This window comes from Microbispora sp. NBC_01389, from assembly GCF_045040095.1.
Taxonomy (GTDB): Bacteria; Actinomycetota; Actinomycetes; order Streptosporangiales; family Streptosporangiaceae; genus Microbispora.
This window is the reverse complement of sequence record NZ_CP109552.1, coordinates 5964591-5985881: the sequence shown is the minus strand read 5'-3', so window position 1 is coordinate 5985881 and position 21291 is coordinate 5964591. Positions and strand designations below refer to the sequence as shown.

The 21291-nt window shown below is 72.6% G+C and carries 20 protein-coding genes; 12 read left to right on the top strand and 8 right to left on the bottom strand.

The window, feature by feature from the left end; translation table 11 throughout:
• Positions 1-79 precede the first annotated feature (79 nt).
• From OG344_RS26480 to OG344_RS26460, 5 genes are all read left to right on the top strand, one after another.
• Positions 80-1552, top strand: a complete 1473-nt coding sequence (locus OG344_RS26480) for a helix-turn-helix domain-containing protein (protein WP_405085412.1) — start codon at positions 80-82, stop codon at positions 1550-1552.
• A gap of 16 nt (positions 1553-1568) precedes the next feature.
• Positions 1569-2369, top strand: coding sequence for an inositol monophosphatase family protein (locus OG344_RS26475; protein ID WP_405085411.1), 801 nt, complete (start codon positions 1569-1571; stop codon positions 2367-2369).
• 129 nt (positions 2370-2498) lie between these two features.
• Positions 2499-3464: a glucosyl-3-phosphoglycerate synthase gene (locus tag OG344_RS26470; protein ID WP_405085410.1), complete on the top strand. Its 966-nt coding sequence runs from the start codon at positions 2499-2501 to the stop codon at positions 3462-3464.
• A 57-nt stretch (positions 3465-3521) separates the two neighbouring features.
• Positions 3522-4733, top strand: a complete 1212-nt coding sequence (locus OG344_RS26465) for an acyl-CoA dehydrogenase family protein (RefSeq protein WP_405085409.1) — start codon at positions 3522-3524, stop codon at positions 4731-4733.
• A gap of 11 nt (positions 4734-4744) precedes the next feature.
• Positions 4745-5803, top strand: a complete 1059-nt coding sequence (locus tag OG344_RS26460; RefSeq protein WP_327045977.1) for an ADP-ribosylglycohydrolase family protein — start codon at positions 4745-4747, stop codon at positions 5801-5803.
• Positions 5804-5832: 29 nt separating this feature from the next.
• Here OG344_RS26460 and OG344_RS26455 read toward each other — a convergent pair whose 3' ends face one another.
• Positions 5833-7314 (bottom strand): hypothetical protein, encoded by a 1482-nt coding sequence (locus OG344_RS26455; RefSeq protein ID WP_405085408.1) that lies wholly within the window; start codon positions 7312-7314, stop codon positions 5833-5835.
• Positions 7315-7614: 300 nt separating this feature from the next.
• Between OG344_RS26455 and OG344_RS26450 the strand changes: the two genes are divergently transcribed.
• The gene (locus OG344_RS26450) at positions 7615-8601 is read left to right on the top strand and encodes a patatin-like phospholipase family protein (protein WP_405085407.1); all 987 of its coding nucleotides are present in this window, start codon (positions 7615-7617) and stop codon (positions 8599-8601) included.
• Here OG344_RS26450 and OG344_RS26445 read toward each other — a convergent pair.
• Positions 8591-11266: a hypothetical protein gene (locus tag OG344_RS26445; protein ID WP_405085406.1), complete on the bottom strand. Its 2676-nt coding sequence runs from the start codon at positions 11264-11266 to the stop codon at positions 8591-8593. The two genes, OG344_RS26450 and OG344_RS26445, sit on opposite strands and share 11 nt — an antisense overlap.
• Positions 11267-11381: 115 nt before the next feature.
• Here OG344_RS26445 and OG344_RS26440 point away from each other — a divergent pair, with 115 nt between their 5' ends.
• Positions 11382-11909: an NUDIX hydrolase family protein gene (locus tag OG344_RS26440; protein ID WP_405089175.1), complete on the top strand. Its 528-nt coding sequence runs from the start codon at positions 11382-11384 to the stop codon at positions 11907-11909.
• Positions 11910-11994: 85 nt separating this feature from the next.
• Here the strand turns inward: OG344_RS26440 and OG344_RS26435 are convergent, their stop codons facing one another.
• The 3 genes from OG344_RS26435 to OG344_RS26425 form a co-directional block, all read right to left on the bottom strand.
• Positions 11995-13164 carry a glycosyltransferase family 4 protein gene (locus tag OG344_RS26435; protein WP_405085405.1) on the bottom strand — a complete coding sequence of 390 codons (1170 nt, stop codon included), beginning with the start codon at positions 13162-13164 and terminating at the stop codon, positions 11995-11997.
• Entirely contained in the window at positions 13161-14048 is an 888-nt protein-coding gene (locus OG344_RS26430; protein ID WP_405085404.1) for a sulfotransferase family protein, read from the bottom strand. Before OG344_RS26430 ends, OG344_RS26435 begins: the two co-directional genes overlap by 4 nt.
• A gap of 108 nt (positions 14049-14156) precedes the next feature.
• On the bottom strand, positions 14157-15380 hold the full coding sequence (locus tag OG344_RS26425; protein WP_405085403.1) for a PP2C family protein-serine/threonine phosphatase: 1224 nt from the start codon (positions 15378-15380) through the stop codon (positions 14157-14159).
• Positions 15381-15645: 265 nt separating this feature from the next.
• Here OG344_RS26425 and OG344_RS26420 point away from each other — a divergent pair, with 265 nt between their 5' ends.
• Entirely contained in the window at positions 15646-15846 is a 201-nt protein-coding gene (locus OG344_RS26420) for a hypothetical protein (protein WP_405085402.1), read from the top strand.
• Positions 15847-15860: 14 nt separating this feature from the next.
• Positions 15861-17378 carry a glycerol kinase GlpK gene (glpK, locus tag OG344_RS26415; RefSeq protein ID WP_405085401.1) on the top strand — a complete coding sequence of 506 codons (1518 nt, stop codon included), beginning with the start codon at positions 15861-15863 and terminating at the stop codon, positions 17376-17378.
• Between the two features lie 5 nt (positions 17379-17383).
• Here glpK and OG344_RS26410 read toward each other — a convergent pair whose 3' ends face one another.
• Positions 17384-17752 (bottom strand): alpha/beta fold hydrolase, encoded by a 369-nt coding sequence (locus tag OG344_RS26410; protein ID WP_405085400.1) that lies wholly within the window; start codon positions 17750-17752, stop codon positions 17384-17386.
• Positions 17749-17898 (bottom strand): epoxide hydrolase N-terminal domain-containing protein, encoded by a 150-nt coding sequence (locus OG344_RS26405; protein WP_405085399.1) that lies wholly within the window; start codon positions 17896-17898, stop codon positions 17749-17751. Before OG344_RS26405 ends, OG344_RS26410 begins: the two co-directional genes overlap by 4 nt.
• 108 nt (positions 17899-18006) lie before the next feature.
• Here OG344_RS26405 and OG344_RS26400 point away from each other — a divergent pair, with 108 nt between their 5' ends.
• Positions 18007-18480 (top strand): MarR family transcriptional regulator, encoded by a 474-nt coding sequence (locus tag OG344_RS26400; protein WP_327045965.1) that lies wholly within the window; start codon positions 18007-18009, stop codon positions 18478-18480.
• A gap of 92 nt (positions 18481-18572) precedes the next feature.
• Here the strand turns inward: OG344_RS26400 and OG344_RS26395 are convergent, their stop codons facing one another.
• Positions 18573-19244, bottom strand: coding sequence for an HAD hydrolase-like protein (locus OG344_RS26395; RefSeq protein ID WP_405085398.1), 672 nt, complete (start codon positions 19242-19244; stop codon positions 18573-18575).
• Between the two features lie 208 nt (positions 19245-19452).
• On the opposite strand from OG344_RS26395, the gene OG344_RS26390 reads away from it, so the two are divergent.
• Together OG344_RS26390 and OG344_RS26385 are read left to right on the top strand one after the other, a co-directional pair.
• Positions 19453-20184, top strand: a complete 732-nt coding sequence (locus tag OG344_RS26390) for an alpha/beta hydrolase (RefSeq protein ID WP_405085397.1) — start codon at positions 19453-19455, stop codon at positions 20182-20184.
• 24 nt (positions 20185-20208) lie between these two features.
• A complete protein-coding gene (locus OG344_RS26385) occupies positions 20209-21111 on the top strand; it encodes a LysR family transcriptional regulator (RefSeq protein WP_405085396.1) in 903 nt (300 codons plus the stop codon).
• Positions 21112-21291: the final 180 nt, after the last annotated feature.

Here is a 21291-nt window from a genome sequence, read left to right as displayed (position 1 = left end):
CGCATGGACTAGACCAATCCAGGGCTAGAAGATCATCTTGGCATGGAAGAATCACGGATTTTCCGCGTAGGATCGGGACATGACCTCCGTCCTGGGCGAAGAACCGCTCTCTTTGACGCAGGAGCTCGATCTGCTGGCCTTCGGCCAGCGGCTCAGGCACCTGCGCAAGCAGCGCGGCCTCACGCTCTCCGAGCTCGGCGACCGCGTCGGCCGCGCACCCAGCCAGCTGTCCCTGCTGGAGAACGGCAGGCGCGAGCCGAAGCTGTCCCTGCTGAAGTCGCTCGCCGCCGCGCTCGGCGTGCCGGTGGAGGAGCTGCTGCGCAGGCAGGCGCCGAACCGGCGGGCGCAGTTGGAGATCGCCCTGGAGGAGGCCCAGCGCGACCCGCTGTACGCGAGCCTCGGGCTGAGCCGGCTCAAGGTCTCCGCGCGGGTGCCCAACGACGTGCTGGAGCACATCCTCGGCCTGTACGAGGAACTGCGGGCCAGGGAGGCGAAGGGCACGGCGACGCCGGAGGAGGCCCGGGCGGCCAACGCCCAGCTGCGGCGCACGCAGCGGGAGCTGGGCAACTACTTCGAGGAGATCGAGAAGGCCGCCGCCGACGCGCTGACGGCGGTGGGCTACCGCACCGGCGCGTTGTCGGAGAGCACCGTGCAGGCGCTGGTGTCCCACTTGGGCTTCACCGTGCACTCCGCGCCCGACCTGCCGAGGTCGGCCCGTTCGGTGACCGACCTCCGCAACCGCCGCATCTACGTCAAACGCCAGCAGCTCGGCATGCACACGCCCCGGACCGTGTTGCTGCAGACGCTCGGGCACATCGCGCTCCAGCACCACCGGCCGCGTGACTTCGCCGACTTCCTGCGCCAGCGGGTGGAGGCCAACTACTTCGCCGCCGCCGTCCTCGTCCCCGAGAAGGCGGCCGTGCCGTACCTGCGCGAGGCCAGGCAGGATCGCGCCCTGTCGGTCGAGGACCTGCGCGACGTCTTCGCGGTGTCCTACGAGATGGCGGCCCACCGGTTCACCAACCTCGCCACCCGCCATCTCGACCTCGTCTGCCACTTCGTGCGCAACGACGCCGGAGGGATCATCTACAAGGCGTACGAGAACGACGGCATCGTCTTCCCCGCCGACGAGCAGGGGGCGATCGAGGGCCAGCGGCTGTGCCGGCAGTGGTCCGGGCGTCAGGTGTTCCGCTCGCCCGACCGGTTCTCGCTGTACTACCAGTATTCCGACTCGCCCACCGGCACGTACTTCTGCGTCGCCCACGTGGACCCGTCGCAGGAGAAGGACTTCGCCATCACGCTCGGCGTGCCGTACCGGGAGTCGCGGTGGTTCCGCGGCCGGGAGACCACCCACCGGACCAGGTCGAACTGCCCGGCCGGCGAGTGCTGCCGCCGCCCGCCGGCCGAGCTGGCGCAGCGCTGGGAGGGGTACGCCTGGCCCTCGGCCCGCGCCAACTCCCACGTGCTGGCCGCCCTGCCGCCGGGGTCGTTCCCCGGCGTCGACGAGGCCGACGTGTACGCCTTCCTCGAACGCCACGCCACCCAGGCCTGAGCCGTACGCCGCACAGATGATCACGGACGGGGAACTGGCCCTGACGGCGGCGCGCGCGGGGGCGGACGTCGTGCGCGCCATGTACGGGACGCCGATGACGCGCTTCGACAAGGGCGGGGGCGACTTCGCGACGGCGGCGGACGTCGAGGCGGAGAAGGCGATCCTCGACGTCCTGCGCGGCGCCCGGCCGTACGACGGCGTGATCGGCGAGGAGAGCGGACGCGCCGGTCCGAACGGCGCGGAGCGCGTGTGGCTGGTCGATCCCCTCTGCGGCACGCTGAACTACGCCGCTCGGAGCATGCTGGTCGCGGTGAACGTCGCCCTGCGCGCGGGCTCCGAGGTGACGGCGGCGGCCTCGGCGGACCCGTTCTCCGGTGAGGTGTTCTGGACGGACGGCGCCGGCGCCTGGGCCCGCCACGACGGCGAGGACCATCGGCTCACGCCCTCGCCCGGCTCCCGGCTGGTGGACGTCAACCTCGATCCGCCGTTCCCGAACGCGCCGGGCTTCCGGGCGGCCCGGCTGCTCGCCGACGCCGGGTTCGCCGGGCGTTTCCGCCCGCGCGTCGTCTCCACCACGCTGGCGGTGGCGTGGGTCGCGGCCGGCCGGAGGGCCGCCTACGTCACCGACGGCCACCTGCGAGACAGCGTGCACTTCGCCGCGGGGATCGCGTTGTGCCGGGCCGCCGGGTGTGTGGTGACCGATTTGCGCGGTCGGCCGCCGCACACCGGGGCAGGCGGGCTCGTCGCGGCGGCCGACCGGGAGACGCACGCGGCGTTGCTGGAAATCATCGGCGGGCAGACCCCGCGGGAGCGGTAGAGGGCGGCCCCGGCGTCCCCGATCCGTCGTTGGAGTGCTCGCGCTGGGAGGGGGCTCGTCCTGATCGCGTCGTCCGGCCGCCGCATAAGGTGAGCCTTGTCGGATGCGGCGGGGACGGGGGGAGAGCGCGTGCTGCCTGAGGTGGAGGCCTGGCTGGCCCGGCGTACCTCGTCGGCGGCGGACTGGCCGGTCCGCGCCCTGCTGTCCGCCAAGGGGGACAGCAGGATCTCGGTGGTGCTGCCCGCCAGGAACGAGGCGGAGACGGTCGGGGAGATCGTCGCCGCGGTCCGCCGCGAGCTGGTGGAGGCCGTCCCCCTGGTGGACGAGCTGGTGGTGATCGACTCCCGGTCGGCGGACGACACGGCGGTGCGCGCGTTACGCGCCGGCGCGAAGGTCTTCGCGCAGGACGAGATCCTTCCCGAACTGGACGACCCGCGTCACGACGGCAAGGGCGAGGTGCTGTGGAAGTCCCTCGCCGTGACCAACGGCGACCTGGTGGTGTTCGTCGACGCCGACCTGCGTGAGTTCCGGACCTCGTTCGTGACCGGCCTGCTCGGGCCGCTGCTGGCCGACCCCTCGGTCGCGTACGTGAAGGCGTGCTACGACCGGCCGCTGCTCGGGGCGGCCGAGCCGAACGCGGGGGGCAGGGTCACCGAGCTGGTCGCCCGGCCGCTGCTCAACCTGCACTGGCCGCTGCTCGCGGGGTTCGTGCAGCCGCTCGCGGGCGAGTACGCGGGCCGCCGCGCGGTCCTGGAGCGGGTGCCGTTCGTCACCGGGTACGGCGTGGAGCTGGGGCTCCTCATCGACCTGCTCGACCAGGTGGGGCTCGACGCGCTCGCCCAGGTCGACCTGGGCCGCCGGATCCACTCGCACCAGTCGACGGAGGCGCTCGGCCGGATGGCCGGGCAGATCATGCACACCGCCTGGGCCCGTCTGGAACGCCAGGACCGGATCATTCCGCTGCACGAGCCGTCGTCCCGGCTGGTGCAGTTCGAGCGCGGCCACGCCGGGCACCGCGCGGTCACGCGGGACGTCGCGGTGGCCGAGCGGCCGCCGATGGCGACGGTCCCGCAGTACGCGTCCCGCCTGCGCTGAGCGGTGCCCTCTCAGGGGTGTTACCGTTGGTAACACTGTGGAGAGGAGAGGCCCCCGATGACCTTCTGCCCGGAGTTGAGCGACGACGTCCGCGAGGTGCGCGACTGGGTCCACGAGTTCGCCCGGGACGTCATCCGGCCCGCCGGGGCGGAGTGGGACGAGCGTGAGGAGACGCCCTGGCCGGTGATCCAGGAGGCCGCCAAGATCGGGCTGTACTCGCTGGACTTCTTCGCCCAGCAGTGGTTCGAGGAGTCGGGGCTCGGTCTGCCGGTGGCGTTCGAGGAGCTGTTCTGGGGTGACGCCGGGATCGGCCTGTCCATCGTCGGCACCGGCCTGGCCGCCGCCGCTCTCGCCTCCAACGGCACCCCCGAGCAGATGGGGGAGTGGCTGCCCGAGATGTTCGGCACCCCCGACGACGTCAGGCTCGGCGCGTTCTGCTCCTCCGAGCCCGACGCGGGCAGCGACGTCGGCGCGATCAGGACGCGGGCCGTCCACGACGAGGCGAAGGACGAGTGGGTCCTGAACGGCGTGAAGACCTGGGCGACCAACGGCGGCATCGCCTCCGTCCACGTCGTCGTCGCCTCGGTCGACCCGTCGCTGGGCACGCGGGGTCAGGCGTCCTTCGTGGTCCCGCCCGGCGCTCCGGGCCTGTCGCAGGGCCAGAAGTTCAGGAAGCACGGCATCCGCGCGTCGCACACCGCCGAGGTCGTCCTCGAGGACGTACGGGTGCCCGGCCGGTGCCTGCTCGGCGGCAAGGAGAAGCTGGACGAGCGGCTGGCCCGGGTGCGCGCGGGGGCGCGGGCCGGCGGGCAGGCCGCGATGCGCACGTTCGAGACCACCCGCCCCACGGTCGCCGCGATGGCCGTGGGCATCGCCCGCGCCGCCTTCGAGTACGCCCGCGACTACGCGCGGGAGCGCGAGCAGTTCGGCCGCAGGATCGGGGAGAACCAGGCCATCGCGTTCCTGCTCGCGGACATGGCCACCCGGGTGGACGTCGCCCGCCTGATGACCTGGCGGGCCGCCTGGATGGCCCGCCAGGGGCGGCCGTTCGAGCAGGCCGAGGGCTCGATGAGCAAGCTGGTCGCGAGCGAGACCGCCGTCTGGGTGACCGAGCAGGCCATCCAGATCCTCGGCGGGGCCGGCTACACCCGCGAGCACCCGGTCGAGCGCTTCCACCGCGACGCCAAGATCTACACCATCTTCGAGGGCACCTCCGAGATCCAGCGCCTCATCATCGGCCGCGCCGTCACCGGCCTCCCCGTCCGCTGAGGGGCCATTACATGAGTGCGAAGCAGGCCACCTGGGCCAACCGGGTCCGCGGCCTGGTGCTGGGCCTCGCGCTGGGCGAGAGCCTGGGCCGTGGTACGGCGCCTACCTCCGGGCCTGTCCGGACCGGGGTCGGCGCCCAGCTCGCGGCCTTCACGATCGAAGGCGTCATCCGCGCGTCCGTTCGCGTATCGCACAGGGGGATCTGTCACCCGCCGTCGGTGATCTGGCACGCCTACTGCCGGTGGGCCGCGTTGCAGGGCATCGAGGTCCACGAGCATCATCGGCACTGGTCGGAAGGATCAGTGGGCTGGCCGGACGGATGGCTCGCCGACGTCCCGCTACTGCGGGAGCGGCGCGGATCGGCACCCGCCACCGTCAAGGCGCTGAACCAGCCGGAGCAGGGCAGCACCAGTCATCCGGCCACGTCCAGCCGCGGTTGGCACGCCGTCGCCCGGTCTCTGCCGCTGGCCGCTCTGTCCAGGACGATGAGCGCGGACGGGCTCGCCGATCTCGCCCGTGACGTGGCGGCGCTGACCCACGGAGACCCGCTCGCGTACAACGCGACGGCGGCGGCCGCGGTTCTGACCGGGCGGTGCCTGTCCGCCGGTTCCCTCGCAGAGGCGGCGGGGCACGATCCCGGCCCGCTCCGGTCGCCGGACGTGGCGGCCGTCCTCGGCAGGGCTCGTGCGGTCTTCGCCCAGGCGCGGCGGACGCCTCGGCGGAAGGACCAGCTGGCGCAGGCCGCTCCCGACGCCACCGCCCCGTCGGCTCTGCTCGGTGCCACGTACGTCGCCGGCTCCTGCGATGAGCCGGACGAGGCGATGGAGGCCCTGAGCTTCGCGGCCTTGGCGCCTGACGGAAGTTCCGTCGCCGCCGTCACCGGCGCGATCCTCGGGGCCCTGTACGGGGTCGAGGTGTGGCCGGTCGAGCTCCTCAGCAGGCTGGAGTCGGCCTGGCTCCTCGACACCCTCGCACGTGACCTGGTGGCGGAGGTGACCGAGAGCCCGGGCGGCAGTGAGTACGCACCTCCGCACGACCCCTTCTGGCTCGAGCGCTACCCGGGCTGGTGATGGCGAGAGGGCGCTCTCCGATTGCGGGCTCAGAGGAGGATTCCGCCGGCCAGGAACTCGTTCAGCGCCGCGATGATGGTCTCCTTGGCCTCCGGGTGCGCGAGGGCGCTCGGCTGCAATGACGGGTACTTCTCGTAGTCGGCGGATTCGAGTTGGTCGCGGAGACGGGCCGACCCCGGAAGGACGCCGAGCCGTTCGGCGAGCCGTGCCATACGCTCCCGCGATGCGCCGTGATTGCGTACCGACCCGAAGTTGACGGCCAGGACGGACTTCGCCGGGCCGGTGTAGACGCTCCACACCGAGGCCTTGTCGGAGCCGAGATTGAACCAGGCGGTGACCGAGGGATACTCGCCTTCGCCGAAGTAGTACTCGTGGAAGGACGGGTGGCTCTCGGCGTGCCGGTAGACGGCCAGCAGCGTGTCGCGCACGTCGGCGGGGCAGTACCGCTCGACGGCCTGGAGGAAGCTGGGCTCGTCCCAGGTGCGTTTCCCTCGAGAACGGCCGGCCTGTCCTGCCTCGGCGGCCGAGGGGGTGGTCCGGATCGTGTCGGGACTCGCTTCCGGACGGGAGTCGCCGAGGGCCAGTTGGATGGCGATGGCCATCGTTTCGAGCCATCCGATGGTCGCCTCCGCCTCGTCGGCGGTGATCGGGGTCTTCTGCCCGGGCCGGTCGGAATCGTGGTCGGCGGTGTGGGCGATGTTGTTCCGGCGCCAGGCGATCTCCCGGAGCCTGGTGCGGACGCCGTCCGCGGTGATCGGGTTCCTGGCGTCCTGGCCGGTCAGGACCTCGGCGACCCTGACCCAGAGGTTCACCTCGCTGACGTGTGCGAACCCTTCCTTGATCTTCTCTGGGTTCTGGAAGGTCTTGAAGGAGAAGTGCCGTTCCAGGTGCGTACGGAACATCTCGCCGAGAGGTTCGTCGTGGTGATGCACTTTTTCGAACAACTCGACCGGGATGCTCAGGTTGTTGAACTTGTCAGGCCGGGGCACGTCCGGGGTCAGCGCGAGGCCCACCGCCCGGTCGACGATCTCGCGGGTGACCCAGTGGTCGAGAGCCGCCACCGCCTGGGTCCAGGCCGCGCGGTAGAGGTCGGTGACGTCGAAGGAGCCGACCGCGAGCCGCTCCAGATTGCGGCCGCCGTCCACGAGTTGCCGGGCGTACTCGAGGTTCTGCTGGAACTGCTCGAACGCGGCCGGAGTCGCGTCACGCACGGGCTCAGGTCGGCCCGTGTTCGCGGGCACGGGCTTAGGCCCGTCTGTGTTCTGCGGCGGCAGTCTTCTCGCGCGGTACTGGCGCGCCAGCTCGCGGTAGAACTCGGTGCCGGGGAATTCCTGGAGCGCGCGGACGCCGGCTTCCGTGATCGCCCAGCCGTTCCGTTTGGTCATCCAGCCGAGCGAGGCGGCCTCTCCCGTCCGGAACCCCAGTTGCGCCCACCAGCGCGCCTGGCCGTGCGCGTTGGGAGCCCGGAGTTCCGGGGCGATCGGCACTCTCTCCTCCACTTCTTTGCGCACTTCTCCTGGTGGCAGAGGCCGTCCGGCCTCCAGCAGAAGTTCGAACGTCGCGCGGAGGATGGGAGAGATCTGATCGGCATAGGCCATGGGGGAGATTCCTGCCTTTCGACGGTCGCCTCCGGCAGGATAAACACGATCCCAAGGGGAAATGCCCCGTTCCACTTCAAGCCGTGAGGATGCCGAGGGAAGCGCCCGGGTGGAGAGATCCGCGTAGCGCCGGGGGCTCTGCCCGCGGCGGGTGAAACGGGGACGTAGGGGTAGGAAGGGAGACCGGGCCGGGGGAGCGTGGGGAAGCGGCCGATGACGACGGCGTTCATCCTGTGGGGCGGCGGCAGCCTGGGAGCCGCGCAGGTCGGCATGCTCCGCGCGCTCACCGCTCACGGGATCCGCGCCGACATGGTGGTCGGCGCCTCGATCGGGGCGCTCAACGGCGCCTACTACGCCTCCCGCCCCGACGCCGAGGGAGTGGAGGAACTGGCCCGGCTGTGGCTGTCGGTGAGCGGCCACGACGTGTACCCGGTGAGCGGGCCCGACGTGCTCCGCACGCTGGTGGGCAACCTGCCCTTCCATCCCCTGCGGGGAGCCCTGCAGGCGCTGGGCGTGCTCAACTACACCTTCCCGCTCAATCCGGCCACGCTGGCCGCGGCCGTGCTGGGCCGCCGCAACTACCTGTTCGACAACTCCGCCCTGCGGCGGTTCCTCGAACGCGTCCTGCCGATCCGCGCCCTGGAGGAGACACGGACGCCGCTGTCGGTGCTCACCGCGGACGTCCGGACGGGCCGTCCGGTGGTCCTTTCGCGGGGACCCGCGCTGCCGGCGCTGCTGGCCAGCACCGCGATCCCGGCCCTGTATCCCACCGTGACGATCGGCGACCGGGTCCTCATGGACGGCGGCGTCGCGGACCTGACCACCCTCGACTACGCGGTGGACGCGGGCGTCGACGAGGCGTACCTGCTGGCTCCCGGATTCACCTGCCACCTGCCGGCCACGCCGTCGACGGCGATCGCCATGGCCCTGCACGGCTACAACCTGCTCAGCGAGCAGCGCATCAGCGCCTCGATCAGGCAGAACAGGCGGCGGGCCCGCCTTCACGTGCTGCCGCCGCTCTGCCCGGTCGAGGTGCTGCCCGTCGACTTCCGCGCCACCGCCGACATGATCGAACGTGCGACCCTGTCGGCCACCCACTGGCTGGAGCGGCGCGAACCGCACCCCGATTTCGCCCGCCCGCTCGGCTCCCCGCACGAAGCGGACCACGGGCCGTGCCGGTCCAGCGAATCTACTTTGTAAAGGCGCTGTCGGAAAGCCGTCCGTGCAGCCGGCGCGCCTGACGGACGAGTTCGCTCGCCCGGCGCCGACCGGCCAGTTCGGCGACGACGGGGAGGTCGCCCCGGGCGTCCGCCCATTCGCCCACGTCGGCGGCGAACCTCAGCAGCCGGGTGTGCGCGGGGGTGGCCCGCTCGCCGGGGCCCGGCAGGCAGCCGGGCAGCAGGTCCCGCATGATCTGCCACACCTCCCGGTGCGCCCCACGCTCGGCCGCCGTCCGGAGCGCCTCCATGACCCCGGCGAGACCGTCGAGCCCGCGTTCCAGCAGGACGGTGATCTGCCTGCCGAGCTCCTCGCCGGGCAGGCCGCCGGTGGCGGCCAGACGCAGCAGCGGCCCTACGGCTCCGCCGTCCGGGCCCGCGAGCAGGTAGTGCGCCATGATCAGCGCGACGCCCTGCCCGGCGGGACCGTCGGCGGTGACCAGCAGTTCGAGGTCGGCGGGTGCGGGCTTGTTCAGGGGCCAGGAGGACCGCAGCGTCCAGGCCGACCGGGCGGCGGCCAGTTCGCGGTGCCCGGCGAGCACGGCGAGCAGCCGCTCGCACGACTCGTCGTGGAACCGGGGGGTGAGCAGGTCACCCAGCACCTCCCGGTGCTCCGGCCCGCACACGAACTCCGAGAAGACGCGGACGTCGCCCTGGTGGGTGCCCCAGTGGAGGACCACCTCCGGTTCGGCGGGCCGGTCGATGAGCCACCGCGCGACCGTGCGCCCCGCCGGGCTCATCAGGGCCGCGGCCCGCGCGGCGACCTCGCCGGGGACGGTGCGGCCGAGCCGGAGCAGAGCCTGCCGCAGATCCAGCGGCAGCGCCTGCACGCCGTCGCGCTCGTAGCCCTCAATCCGCTCCACCAGCGCGTCCGGGTCGAGGAGGCCGTTGGCCCGGGTGGGCGTGCCCAGCAGGTACGGCGGCAGCCGGTCTTCGAGGTGCGCCTGGTAGACCTCGGCGTACCGCATGAGCGTCCAGACCTTCGCGCCCGCGCCGTGCCTCATGTCCGGGAGCCACTCCGTCACGGTCTCCGTGCCCCGCGGGTGCGCCCGGCGCCACGCGCCCGGTTCGGTCAGCTCCTTCGCCATCGCCGCGGCCCAGTCGGCGGTGTCCCACCAGGGTGCCCACGGGTGGCTGCGGCTCCAGTGACGGGCGAGCGGAGCCAGCGCGGCGACCAGGCGGCCGCGCCCGGCGCCGGTCCGGTGCAGGGCCGCCAGCCGTACGAAGCCGTCCAGCCATCTCTCGCCGGCGCGCCAGTCGTACTCCGACAGCGTGATCCGGGCCAACTCCTCCGGCGTCTCGGGGGCGGGCGGCATGCGCGCGGGTTCCGGGACCGTGGGGAGCGGCACGGGGACGAACCGGGCGGGCTCCGGCGCCGCCGCGACCTCGCCGCCGAAGACCGCCGCCAGCCGGGCGCCCTGATGCGCGGGCAGCGCCGCGACCGTGTCCCTGATCATCGCGGCGGCCGGCGGGGTGAACCGCCCCCCGTGCTTGACCGCCAGCTTCACGGCCCGCTCCCGGGCGTCGCCCGACTCGCCGCCCAGCGCGGCGGCCAGCGCGGGGGCGTAGGCGTCGACGACTTCGGCGGGGTCCTTCAGCAACCGGTCGAGCCAGCTGAGCCCGGCCCGCACCAGCCTGCCCTCGGCGCGGAACAGCAGCGCTTCGACGGCCTCGCCCGCCTGCTCGGCCGGGATCGGCCCCAGGCGGCGGATCTGCCGGAGCGCGAGGTCGGCCACGTTGGCCGCGGCGGCCGGGAGCAACGCCAGATAGTCCCGCGCGTACGGCGCGATCTCCTCCGGGGAGGGGTCGAGCTGGTCGTGCAGGAGGACGAAGAAGCGCTGGTCGGCGGCTTGCCCGCCGCGCAGGAACCGGCCGCGGCACCCGTCGAGCAGGGTCGCGCGCCTGACCCGGCCGTCGCCGGCCAGGGCGGTCAGCACGGCGGGCCAGTTCCGGTGGGTAGGGAGCAGCCTGCCCACGCCCTCGGCCTCGAACAGCCTCGGCAGCATCGCGTCCAGCAGCGGATCCACGGGCAGATCGCCGGAGGCGGTCGCCGCGACCCAGGCGAGGGTGAGGGGGTCGTGCTCGGGGGGCTCGGCTCCGCTCTCGCGCAGCAGCCGCAGGGCGAGCCGCACCCGCCGGTCGGGCCGGGGGCGGGCGCCGCGCAACCGCCGCGCCAGCCGTACGGCGAGATCCCTGCGCCATTCCGGCGGCCGGGCCGCCACGACCGCGGCGATCAGCGGGACGTCGTCGGTGTCCGCGGGCTCCCAGCCGCGGTCGAACTCGCGCCTGTTCAGCCAGGCGGCGACGGCCGCTGCGCCGGGGAGGACCGCGGCGCCGGCGACCCGCATGGGCTCGATCCAGCGGTTCCAGACGCTCGGTTCGTCCACCGTGTAGGCCTCGGCGAACTCGTGGACCGGTCGCCCCGTCCGCGCCGCCCGCTCGTGCAGCTCCTCCCACCGAGCCTGGCGCGCCCGCTCCCGTCTCCTCTCCTCGCGCGCCGCGGCCTCGCGGGCGGCGGGAAGGTGTCCGGGCAGTTCCCGCGCCACCTCGCGGCGCGCGTCGTCGTCGAGGTCCAGCACGGCGGCGGCGACGGCGGAGGCGTCGCCGGCGTCTATTCCGGAACGGACCGCGTCCCAGGGGTTCGTCATGATCGGCACCTTAGGAGCGGGCACCGACAAGATCGGTTCGCGTCGCGCGGCCACGAGGTCGCCGATGTGGGGAACCACCCCTCGCCTGGGCAAGTACGATCGTCCCGTGACCGAAATGACCGAAACGACGCCAGGCTGGCTCGCCCCCGAGGACATCGAGTCGCTGCGGGGCCGCATGCCGATCCTGTACGTGGACGCCGTGCCCGTGCGCGTGGACGACACGGGCATCGTCACCCGTGTCGGCCTGCTGCTGCGGATCGGCCCCGACGGAACCGTGAGCCGGGCGCTGGTCTCCGGCCGGGTGTACTACCACGAGCGCATCCGCGACGCGCTCCTGCGTCACCTGGAGAAGGACCTCGGGCCGGTGGCGCTGCCGAGCGTGCCGGTCTCCCCGGCGCCGTTCACCGTGGCCGAGTACTTCCCCACTCCCGGGGTCACGCCGTTCCACGACCCGCGCCAGCACGCGGTCTCGCTGGCGTACATCGTCCCGGTGCGCGGCGACTGCCGGCCCCGGCAGGACGCGCTCGACCTGGAGTGGTTCACGCCCGAGGAGGCGGCCTCCCCGGTCGTGCAGCAGGAGATGACCGGCGGCCAGGGCGTGCTGCTCAAGCAGGCCCTCGCCCACGTCGGCCGCCTGACCTGACCCGGACGCCGCCGCGCCGGCCGGCCCGGGCGGCACCGGCGGCGTGCTATTCCTCAGTGCCCCCGTGCGGCGTCGTGATCTGTCGTCACCCGGCGAGGCGGGGGGCCGTCCTGGTGTGGAGGAGTTCGGTGAACAGGTCGTCCCACAGGGGCATGACGTTCTCCGGGGCGTACGCCCGGGCGGTGGCCGCGGCGGCGGAGCCCATGCGCAGGCGCAGGTCGCGGTCGGCGATCAGCCGGTTGAGGGCCGCGGCGAGGGCGTCCACGTCCTCGGCGGGCACGAGGAGGCCGTCCTCGCCGTCGGTCAGCACGTCGCGGGGGCCGGTGGGGCAGTCGAAGGCCACGATCGGCAGGGCGTGGGTCATCGCCTCGATCATGACCATCGGCAGCCCTTCGAACCGGCTGCTCAGCGCGTAGACGGAGGACCTGGCGAGTTCGCCGTCGAGGCGGTTGGTCCGGCCCATCAGCGTCACGTGGGCGGACAGGCCGTGCTCGCCGACCAGCGCGCGGAGCTGCGCCTTCCTCGGGCCGGTGCCGAAGATCCGCAGCCGCCACTCCGGATGCTCCCTGGCCACCTGGGCGAACGCCGGGAGCAGCAGGTCGAAGCCCTTCTGCTTGACCAGGCGGCCGGCGGCGACGATGACCGGGTACTCCTGCCGGGACGGCGTCTGGTTCACCGCGTGGACCGCGTTGGGGATCCGGACGATCCTCGTGCCGGGCAGCACCGCCTCGTAGTCGCGCCGGTCGCTGTCCGTCAGCACCGCGATCGCGTCGAACGCGCCGTAGTATCGCGCGATCTCCGCGCGCAGCGTCTCGGGGTAGCTGCCGAGGTTCATGTGCTCCTGCGCCACCCGTACGACGCCGGGGCCGGCGCGGCGGGCGGAGATGAGGTTCAGCGCCGGGCGGGTGGTGACGAGGACGCCGTCCTCGACCGACGCGACGTAGTCGATGGCCGCCTTCTCCACGCGCTCGGTGAAGTAGGCGGCGGCGTACTCGCCGAGCGGCACGATCTTGCCGCGCAGCCGCCGCCAGACGCGGCGGCCGAGGGAGTCGGTCCGCACGCCCGCCCGCTGGTCCACCAGCGTACGGAGGGTGACGGCGGGGTCCAGGCGGAACTGCGGCTCGTCCCGGCGCCGCACCACGCTCACGATCTCCACCTCGTGGCCCAGCGCGGCCATCGCGTTCGCCTGGTTGACCACCGTGCGGATCGTGCCGCCCATGCCGTAGGCGTGCAGCAGCATGTAGCGGATCTTCACCGGCCCTCCTCCTTCGGCAGGTAGCCCCAGCTCCGGCAGATGGGTTTCAGCAGGTCGGGTATCTCGTCCGGGGCCGGCAGGTCGCGTCCGGGCTGGACCCGCCCCGACCGGATCTTGTCGCTCCAGTCGCCGAGGCCCTTCCGCACGACCTCCTGCTCGCCGTACGCGAGCATGCCGGGCTCCCAGGGGACGCCGAGGAAGTCGCAGATCGCGCGGGTCGTCGTCTCCGGCTCGGCGGTGAGGTCCTCGTACCGGACGGTCAGGCCGGTGAGGGCCTTCCTGGCCCGCTGCACCGCCTTCATGTAGCGCAGCGCGTCGGACGCGGCCTCCTCGCGGGTGCGCTTGACCGGGTCGGCCGCGTACCAGGAGGCCGCGATGGAGGCGGGATGACGCAGCAGGAAGACGTACCGGGCGTCGGGCCAGCAGGCGGCGATCCGGGCGTGGGCGAAGGCGTTGGCCGGGGTCTTGTCCACGATCGTCCGCTTGCCGCTGCGGACCAGCTCGCGGTGGAGCACCCGGTCCCACAGCATGTGCTCCAGGTCGGCCTGGTTGTGGCCGAGGGCCTCCATGGCCCTGCGGGAGAGCGACGTGCCGAAGCCCACCGTCAGCCTCCTGACGTGCAGCTCGTGCGGGGCGTGCAGCTCGGGGTGGGCGTTCAGCATCGACCGGAGCAGCGTGGAGCCCGACCGTACGGGTGACATGACGAACACCGGGGCCACCAGCAGCCGGTCCGCCCGCGGGTCGGCCGGCGGGCGCACCAGCTCCTCCGCCGAGGGGGCGGGGGCCCGCCCCTCCGGAGGCGGCGTCGCGGTGGGCCGGGCACGGGTGAGCTGGACTCCGGTGAACTTGACGAGTGCGCCGTTGATCCTCCGCTGCCAGGTCATGGCCCGCGAGATTACCGATGGATCCGGGGAATTCCCTGAGAGTCCACCCCCTGGCCGGCTCGGATCTCCCGCGCCGTCATGTCCTGGCCCCGGCGGGGGAGTGGTGGCTCAGGGGTTGAGCTTCTCGTGGGCGGCGCCGTGCCATTCGACGAGGAGCACGGTCGCGTCGTCCTGCAGCCGGTGGTCGTGGTGGTCCATCACGGTGCGGATCAGCCGGCGCAGGGTCTCGGGCACCGGCAGCCCCGCGGCGTTCTGCTTGATCATGAATTCGACGAAGCGCCCCAGGCCGAACTCGCCGCTGTCGGGGCTGCGCATCTCGGTGATGCCGTCGGTGTAGAGCAGCAGCCGGTCGCCCGGCTCAAGCTGTTCGTGGCAGAGCGTGACGGGAAGGCCGAGATCGAGTCCCATCGGATGGGCAGGTGGGCACTTCAGGGTGGCGGTCCACTGGCCGCCGCGGATCAGCACCGGCGCGTGGTGCCCGCGGTTGACCCAGCTGAACAGGCCGGTGTCCAGGTCGAGGTCGCCGATGATCCCGGTGACGAAGCGGTCGCCCCGGCCGAACTCGTCGATCAGGATCCGCTCGATCGCCTCGCTGTTGCGCGCCAGGCCGAGGCCCTGCCGCCGGTTGTTGCGGCAGGCCGCGACGGCGAGGTTGGCGGTCAGTCCGGCCGACACGTCGTGTCCCATCGCGTCGAAGATCCCGAAGTGCGCCACGCCGCCGGAGGTGGAGTAGTCGAACGCGTCCCCGCCGATCTCGTACGCCGGTTCGAGGACCGCGCCGATCGTCACCGCCGCCGTGGCGAAGGTGAGCGGCGGCATCAGGTTCCACTGCATCTCGGCCGCCACGTGCATCGGCCGGCTCCGCACGAGCCGCGCGTAGGCGTCGCTGAACGAGCGTTTGCTCACGACGATCAGGGCGATGAGGGAGGCCAGGTGCCGCATCCGGGCGCCGAGATCGTCGTTCTCGGCGTCGGGCTGCACGTGCAGGACGCCCAGGCGCTCGGTGCCGTCCAGGAGCGGAACCCACCACTGGACCGGGTTCTCGCTCCGCAGCGCGCGCACCTCCTGCAGGGCGCGGCCGGCCAGCGTGGTGTCGATCTTCAGTTCCTCCGGCTGGGGCTCCTCCTCGCCCGGCCCGCACAGCCTGCGTAGCACGTTCTGCTGCAGGTCGCACAGGTAGACGGAGATCCCGTCGAAGCCCACCAGGTCTTTGTAGGCGTCGACGAGCGCCGGGATGCCTTCGAACGCCGTCACGTGGCTGTCTTCCAGAATGCTCGTCAGCGCGCCCAGCAGATCGTGTTTCCGGGTAGGAGGGGGGATGCCCTGCTCCATTCCGCTCACCCCCAGGGGTCCTACACTCCCTACCTTCGATGCCGCTCCTCACCCGGTCCCGAGCCGGTTCGTACGGACTTTTTACTGAAAAGTGAGGCTTCAACCGGGCCGGTCGAGCGCCGCGGAATCGGCGACCACGCTCCGCAGGAGTCTGTGAGAAGGTGAATGAGGACCGTACAACGGGGGCAGGTGAGCGGTCATGCGTGATCCGCGGGCCGGGGGGACCGGCGGACGGCGGAGAGGACACGTGGGAGGAGACGCGGACGTGGTTGCCGAAAGATCCGGAGCGCGGGACGCGAGAGGCACCTCACCGGAGCCGCTGACGCCGGAGCCCGACGACGGCGGGCTGGAGAAGTTGATCGGCGGAGAGACCGACATCCAGACGCCGGCCGCCGAGACGCCGCCGCCGACCGGCGACGAGTCGGCGATGCCCGAGGCCGAGCCGGAAATCGGCCCGACCTCCTGAGGCCCGGCGCTGACATGGCTGACTACGTCGGTGCGGTCGACCAGGGGACGACCAGCACCCGCTTCATGATCTTCGATCGTTCCGGCAACGAGGTCGCCCGCCACCAGCTGGAGCACCAGCAGATCCTGCCGCAGGCGGGCTGGGTCGAGCACAACCCGACCGAGATATGGGAGCGCACCCGCGCGGTCGCCGAGACGGCCATGCGGACGGCGGGCCTGCGGGCGTCCGACCTCGCGGCGCTCGGCGTCACCAACCAGCGCGAGACGACCGTCGTCTGGGATCGGCGCACCGGCCGCCCCTACTACAACGCCATCGTCTGGCAGGACACCCGCACCGACCGCATCGCCGCGGCGCTGGAACGCGAGGGCAAGGGCGAGGTGATCCGGCGGAAGGCCGGGCTGCCGCCCGCCACCTACTTCTCCGGCGGCAAGATCCAGTGGATCCTGGAGAACGTCCCCGGCGTCCGCGAGGCCGCCGAGCGTGGCGACGCGGTCTTCGGCACCACCGACACCTGGCTGCTGTGGAACCTGACCGGAGGCGTGGACGGCGGCGTCCACGTGACCGATCCCACCAACGCGAGCCGCACGATGCTGATGGACCTGGAGACGCTCGATTGGGACGACGAGCTGCTGTCGTTCTTCGGCGTGCCCCGGCGGATGCTCCCCGAGATCCGGCCGTCCTCCAGCCCCGGCCTGTACGGCGTGACCCGCGCGGGCGGCCCGCTCGGCGGCGAGGTGCCGCTCGCGGGCGACCTCGGCGACCAGCAGGCGGCCACCGTCGGCCAGGTGTGCTTCGAGCCCGGCATGGCCAAGAACACCTACGGCACCGGCAACTTCCTGCTGCTCAACACCGGCACCGAGCTCGTACGGTCCCGGCACGGCCTGCTCACCACGGTCTGCTACCAGTTCGGCTCGGCCAAGCCGGCGTACGCCCTGGAGGGGTCGATCGCGGTCACCGGCTCCGCCGTGCAGTGGCTGCGCGACCAGCTCGGCATCATCTCGGGGGCGGCGCAGAGCGAGGCCCTCGCCCGGCAGGTCGAGGACAACGGCGGCGTCTACTTCGTGCCCGCGTTCTCCGGCCTGTTCGCGCCGTACTGGCGCTCCGACGCCCGCGGCGCGATCGTCGGCCTGTCCCGCTACAACACCAACGCCCACCTGGCCCGCGCCACCCTCGAAGCGATCTGCTACCAGACCAGGGACGTCGTCACCGCGATGGAGCAGGACTCCGGCGTCGTCCTCGACGTGCTGCGGGTGGACGGCGGGGTGACGGCCAACGAGCTGTGCATGCAGCTCCAGGCCGACATCCTGGGCGTACCGGTCTCCCGGCCGGTCGTCGCCGAGACCACCGCGCTCGGCGCGGCGTACGCTGCCGGGCTCGCCGTGGGCTTCTGGAAGTCCACCGGCGACCTCCGGCGCAACTGGCACGAGGACCGCCGCTGGGAGCCCACCTGGAGCGACGAGCGGCGCGAGCGCGGCTACGCCGGATGGCGGAAAGCCGTCCAGCGGACGCTCGACTGGGTCGACGTCGACTGATCGCCCTACCGGATGTGGGTGAAGAAGTCCTGGACGTCCCCGGCGAGTAGCTCAGGCACCTCCAGCGCGGCGAAATGGCCGCCCCGCTCGAACTCCGACCAGTGCCTGATGTCGTACGACCGCTCGGCCAGCGGCCGCACCTCCGGCGCCGGCGGGGTCGGCAGGTAGTTGACGTGTACCCCGGCGACCCGCTCGGGCGCCACCGCGCCGAGCGCCAGGGAGATGCCCGCGCCGAAGTCGCCGCCCTGCGCGCCGTAGCGCTCGTACCCGAGACGGCGCATCAGCTCGGCCCAGGCCCGGGCGACCCGGGCGACGTCCCAGCCGCGCTCGCGGGTCGGCCCGGAGAAGCCGTATCCGGGGATGGACGGGATCACCAGGCGAGCTCCTTGAGCCGCGCCAGCGGGAAGCCGTAGTTCCACCCGGCGCCGGCGATCTCGTCGGGCCACCGGGTGCGGGCGAGCCGGTCGGCCAGGTCGTCGAGGTCTGCCTGGGGGATGTCGATGCGGAACGGCTCGATCATGGTCTCGGCTCCAAGGATCGTTAGGCAATTAAACGTTAGCCTCCCTAACGTTTACTCCGCGAACGATATCAGGCGATCGTTAGTGCGCCAAATGGTTAGACTCGTCGCATGGAGACCGAGGAGAGGCCCGCCCGATGGGAGGGCCTGCCCAGCTGGCTGCTCGGCCAGGCCGCCGTCCACGCGCAGCGCCTGGTGGGCGAGGCATTCTCGTCCGCCGGCGCCCGCGGCTACCACTACCGCGTGCTGGCGACGCTGGAGGAGCTCGGCCCGGCCAGTCAGGCCGCGCTGGGCCGGCGTAGTGGCATCCACCTCAGCGACATGGTCGCCACGGTCAACGAGCTCGCCGATCGCGAACTGGTCGAGCGCGCCCCGGATCCCGCCGACCGGCGGCGCAACATCATCACGCTGACCCCGGCGGGCAGGCGGCAGTTGCGGCGGCTGGAGAAGCGGCTGGCCGAATGCCAGGACGAGTTGCTGGCTCCGCTCTCACCCGAGGAGCGGCAGCGGTTGACCGAGCTGCTGGAGACATTGCTGGATCACCACAACCGGCGAACCGGCACCCCGGAGGAGCCACCGCACTGACCGGGGCCCGTCCCAGGGGGCGGGGGACAGCGGTGCCCGGACGGGTCAGCGTCGGCCATCGAGCCCCGTCGCCAGGCCCGCGGCGGTGGCGTTCAGCCCGCCGGAGGGGCGGCGGCCGTGCGTGACAGCGCTTCGAGAAGCTGCCCGGGCGTCTCCACGACGGCGAGGACCTCCGGGCCGGTGAACTCCGCCGGGTCGCCGAACCCCCACGTCACGGCGACGGTCCGGACGCCGCACGCGGCGGCCCCGGCGACGTCCTCCGGGCGGTCGCCGACCATGACGGCCGCGTCCGGAGGGGCGCCGAGGATGTCGAGCGCGTGGCGGACGACGTCCGCCTTGTGCCGCCGCGACCCGTCGAGCGTCGCCCCGGCGACGTACGCGAAGAAGCCGTCGAGGCCGAAGTGCGCGATGATCCTCGCCGCGAGGACGGCCGGCTTCGACGTCGCCACCGCCAGGGTCCAGCCCTCGGCGACGAGGGCCTCCAGCACGGCGGGGATGCCCGCGATGACCTCGTTCTCGTACATCCCGGTCTCGGCGAAGCGCTCCCGGTACGCGTGGACCGCGTCGTCGAGGCGCTCCTCCGGCACGCCGAGCATCGAGAGGCCGTCCTGGAGGGGAGGGCCGATCAGGTCGCGGAGCCGTCCGTGGTCCACCTCCGGGAACCCGACGGCGGACAGGGCGTGGCGCAGCGAGGCGACGATGCCGGTCTCGGGGTCGGTCAGCGTGCCGTCGAGATCGAAGAGGCAGAAGCGGGCATCGGTCACGTGAGGCGTCCGTTCGCGGTGGTCGTGCAGGTGGTCGTGCAGCAGGTGGTGGCGCGGGTGAGGGCGTGCAGGTGGGTACTATGCCAGCCGGTCGTCCCTCCGCTTCGCGCGGGTGCGGGCTGCCGCACACGACCCGGTCCCATGGCGCGCCGATCGCGGAGGTGATCACCGCGACCCGGGGTACACCGGTGAGCGGGAGGTGAGGCCGATGACCATGCCGGAGCGGAGCCGTCCCCACGAGGAGCCCGAGGAGGGCGTACGGCACGGCCGGCTGTCGGCCCGTCCCGTGGCCGTCGCGCGGGCGGCGTCGCCTCCCGAGCCCGGGACCCACCGCCTCGACGGCCGCGCCCTGCTGCACGTGCCGCCCGGCCTCGGAGCCGGGCCGGCCCCGCTCGCCGTGGTGCTGCACGGCGCGGGCGGCACGGCGGAGCAGGCGCTGGAGTGGCTGGCCCCCGAGGCCACCCGTCTCGGGGTGCCGCTGCTCGCGCCGCAGGCCGTATCGGCCACCTGGGACGTGATCGTCGGCGGGTACGGCGCCGACGTGTCGAGGATCGACGCCACCCTGGAGGAGGCGTTCACCCGCGTGGCCGTCGAACTCGGCGGCGTGGCCGTCGCCGGGTTCTCCGACGGCGCCTCCTACGCGCTGTCGCTGGGGCTGGCCAACGGCGACCTGTTCCACGCCGTGCTGGCGTTCTCCCCCGGCTTCATGGCGCCGATGATCCGGCACGGGCGGCCGCGCGTCTTCGTCTCGCACGGCACCTCCGACCGGGTGCTGCCGATCGCCCGCTGCGGCAGGCGGCTCGTGCCCGAGCTGCGGGACGCCGGGTACGACGTGACGTACGAGGAGTTCCGCGGCGGGCACCGGGTGCCGCCCGAGGTCGCCGCGGCCGCCGTCCGATGGTGGCGTAACCCTACCCTCGATGAACCCTTATTCATGTAGGTATTAGGGGTTAATATCGAGGGTATGGGAGCACTGCTCGACCTCGTGCAACTGCGAACGTTCGTGGCCATCGCCGACTGCGGTGGCTTCGGCCGGGCCGCGTCCGCGCTGCGGACCAGCCAGCCGACCGTGAGCCAGCACGTCCGATCGCTGGAACGCGTCGTCGGGCAACCGCTGGTGGAGAAGACCGGCAGGTCCACCCGCTTCACCATGGCGGGCGAGACGCTGCTCGTGGAGGCGCGGCGGCTGCTCGCCGTCCACGACGAGGCCCTCTACCGGCTGGGGGCCGAGCGGACGGCGGGGCTGACCGTCGGCGCCGTCGAGCACGCGGGTTACCAGACGCTGCCCGACCTCCTCGGCGCCCTGATGGCGGCGCTTCCCACGCGGGACGTCGTGTTCCGGCTGGACCGCAGCACCCCCCTGGCCGAGGCGACCCAGAAGGGCACGCTGGACATGGCGCTCATCCTCGGCGTCGTGCCCGGCGTCGGCGGCAGGCAGGTCGCCGCGCTGCCGCTGCGCTGGCTCGCCGCGCCGGGCTGGTATCTCCCGCCGCCGGACCGGCCGGTGCCGCTGGTGGCCTTCCAGGAGCCGTGCGCCCTGCGGCGGCAGGCCGTGGGCGTGCTGGAGGGGCTCGGCTGGCCGGTGCGGATCACCACCGAGGCGGTCAACCTGGAGGGGGTGCTGGCCGCGGCCCGCGCCCGGCTCGGCATCGCCCTGCTGCCCACCGCGTTCGGCGTGCCGAAGGGCCTGGAGGAGATCACTCCGCTGCCCGCGCAGGACCCGGTCGGGCTGCGCCTGCTGAGCAGGCGGGGGCTCGATCCGGAGATCGAGTCGAGCGCCTGCGCGGCCCTGCGCGAATTCTTCTCCTCGGTCGTGGAATTCCCCGGTGCGCTCGCCGCACAGGTTGCGATAGGCAATTCCAATTGATTCCCATCGGTATCGTGAATGGGTCCGCAAGAATGGCGTAATAAGTTGACCGTCTCGTTTTGTCATGGTGTGATTCCGTCGATGTCCTGAATTCTCCTGGTCCGCGGGACGGGAATTCGCCAATCGATCCGCCGGTTCCGCCGGGTTCCGGCTATTTCGGCGCGCCCGCGTGCCCCGCTC